The organism is Mesorhizobium sp. M7A.F.Ca.CA.004.04.2.1 (genome assembly GCF_004022825.1).
In the GTDB taxonomy this organism is placed as follows: domain Bacteria; phylum Pseudomonadota; class Alphaproteobacteria; order Rhizobiales; family Rhizobiaceae; genus Mesorhizobium.
Genome location: NZ_RZPH01000993.1, coordinates 1 through 2167 on the forward strand (window position 1 = coordinate 1; position 2167 = coordinate 2167).

A 2167-nucleotide genomic window follows, 5' to 3' on the forward strand; every position below is an offset into this window, starting at 1 on the left:
CATCTGGGGCGACGTCGATATCTGCGAGTCGCTGGCCGAAAGCGGGGCGGAAATCCTGCTGGTGCCGAACGGCTCGCCCTATTATCGCGCCAAGATCGATGTCCGCCACCAGGTCGTCATCCGCCAGGTCATCGAATGCGGGCTGCCGATGATCTATGCCAACCAGCTTGGCGGGCAGGACGAGTTGATCTTCGACGGCGCGTCGTTTGCCATTGGCGCCGACAAGACGCTTGCCTTCCAGATGAGCCAGTTCGAGGAAGCGGTCGACATCACCACCTGGAAAAGACAAGGGGATCACTGGGTCTGCTCGGAAGGGCCGATGTCGAAAATCCCGGACCGGGAGGAGGCCGACTATCGCGCCTGCATGTTGGGCCTGCGCGACTACGTCAACAAGAACGGCTTCAAGAATGTGGTGCTTGGTCTGTCCGGCGGCATCGATTCGGCGATCTGCGCGGCGCTTGCCGTCGATGCGCTCGGCGAGGAACGCCTGCGCGCCGTCATGATGCCCTATCGCTACACCTCGAAGGACTCGCTGAAGGATGCCGAGGATTGCGCCCGGGCGCTCGGCTGCCGCTATGACATCGTGCCGATCTTCGAGCCGGTCGAAGGGTTTCTGCACGCGCTGACGCAGATATTCGAAGGCACCAAGGAAGGCATCACCGAGGAGAATTTGCAGAGCCGAGCGCGCGGCACCATCCTGATGGCGATCTCCAACAAGTTCGGCTCGATGGTTGTCACCACGGGCAACAAGAGCGAGATGTCGGTTGGCTACGCCACGCTCTATGGCGACATGAATGGCGGCTTCAATCCGATCAAGGACCTTTACAAGATGCAGGTCTACGCGCTGTCGCGCTGGCGCAACAGCCACGTGCCGCCGGGCGCGCTCGGGCCCTCGGGCGAGGTGATCCCGAAAAACATCATCGACAAGGCGCCATCGGCGGAATTGCGCGAGAACCAGACCGACCAGGATTCGCTGCCGCCCTATCCGGTGCTGGACGACATCCTCGAATGCCTGGTGGAAAATGAGATGGGTGTCGACGACATCGTCGCGCGCGGCCATGACCGGGCGACGGTGACGCGCATCGAGCATCTGCTCTACATCGCAGAATACAAGCGAAGGCAGGCCGCGCCGGGCGTGAAGATCACCAAAAAGAATTTTGGTCGCGACCGCCGCTATCCCATCACCAACCGGTTCAGGGATCGCGGCTGATAGTCTGATTTCATTGACTCCAGCTTCCCTCTTTCTCGGCTTTCGCGAGTGATAACATGGGATCAGTCCCGTTGTTCGAGGGCAAAGTTCACCACAACCTGAGCCTGCGGCGTAGGGACATGGAATTTTTCCGAAAGCTCCGATGCAAGTTCGTCGCCACGCGACGCCCACAGATCATGGAAGTCTACGACAGTAGCGCCGATTAACTCACCACTGCGGTCGTAGCGCCAAACGATACCTGACTTGTCCTCGATGCCGCGAGCGGCAACGTCCCTCCGACGGCTTATGTAGAGCACGTCGGAATCGGCATCATAAACGACCTCGAAAGCGCTAATCCTGCTCATCTGGCCTCCGATACACCAACTCTCGGTCGCCGGTCGTCTCTGCGAAGTAGAATGTTTTAACACGACCTGATGTTCCATCACCTACCAATTTCACAGGCAACCTAAGAGGGTCGCCTGTGGCATTGGTGCTCTCTGTATCAACGAAAACCACTGAATTTCCGTAACTTTTTTCGACATGGGTTGGATTGCTGATCGCTGAACCCACTGCGATCTCGATAGAAGGCAGTTCGACCGGCACTTCAGGGTGCTCGGTCTTAACATGTTCGATGGTGCTTTCGTAAAGTCTGACTTCCTTCAGTCCCGGCACTGCATCGGTCGAGATGACCTTGTAGCCGGTCACTTCTTTTTTCTCGCACCCTCGGCGGCGATCCGCCGTGTATAGGCGGTCTGAATCTCGCCCCATTCCGCTTCGTATTCGGCAAGTTGCCGAGCAAGGATTGTCTGCAGGTCTTTCGCCGTTCCGGGGCTTAGATGAACGACGGCCGCTGGCAGCATCATCCCTGCATGTGTATTTTTTGCGATGACGGGCACCTGCCTAGCAAAGATAACGCTGATGTCGGTGCTACTGACAAAAAGCTGGACGCTGGCGCCGTAGAACTCCGGTGTATTGAGG

At 58.2% G+C, this 2167-nt stretch carries 4 protein-coding genes; 1 reads left to right on the plus strand and 3 read right to left on the minus strand.

Features of this window, described 5'->3' with window-relative positions; genetic code table 11:
* A partial coding sequence (locus EN893_RS30270; RefSeq protein ID WP_128362035.1) for an NAD+ synthase occupies nucleotides 1–1210 on the plus strand: 1210 nt, incomplete at its 5' end.
* A gap of 62 nt (nucleotides 1211–1272) precedes the next feature.
* Here EN893_RS30270 and EN893_RS30275 read toward each other — a convergent pair.
* The 3 genes from EN893_RS30275 to EN893_RS38340 all read right to left on the minus strand — a co-directional run.
* Complete coding sequence (locus EN893_RS30275) at nucleotides 1273–1554, minus strand: DUF2283 domain-containing protein (RefSeq protein WP_164748895.1); 282 nt, start codon at nucleotides 1552–1554, stop codon at nucleotides 1273–1275.
* Nucleotides 1541–1894: a hypothetical protein gene (locus tag EN893_RS38335; RefSeq protein WP_127268641.1), complete on the minus strand. Its 354-nt coding sequence runs from the start codon at nucleotides 1892–1894 to the stop codon at nucleotides 1541–1543. The genes EN893_RS30275 and EN893_RS38335 overlap by 14 nt, the downstream gene beginning before the upstream one ends.
* A partial coding sequence (locus EN893_RS38340; RefSeq protein WP_164901246.1) for a hypothetical protein occupies nucleotides 1891–2167 on the minus strand: 277 nt, incomplete at its 5' end. The genes EN893_RS38335 and EN893_RS38340, both read right to left, overlap by 4 nt.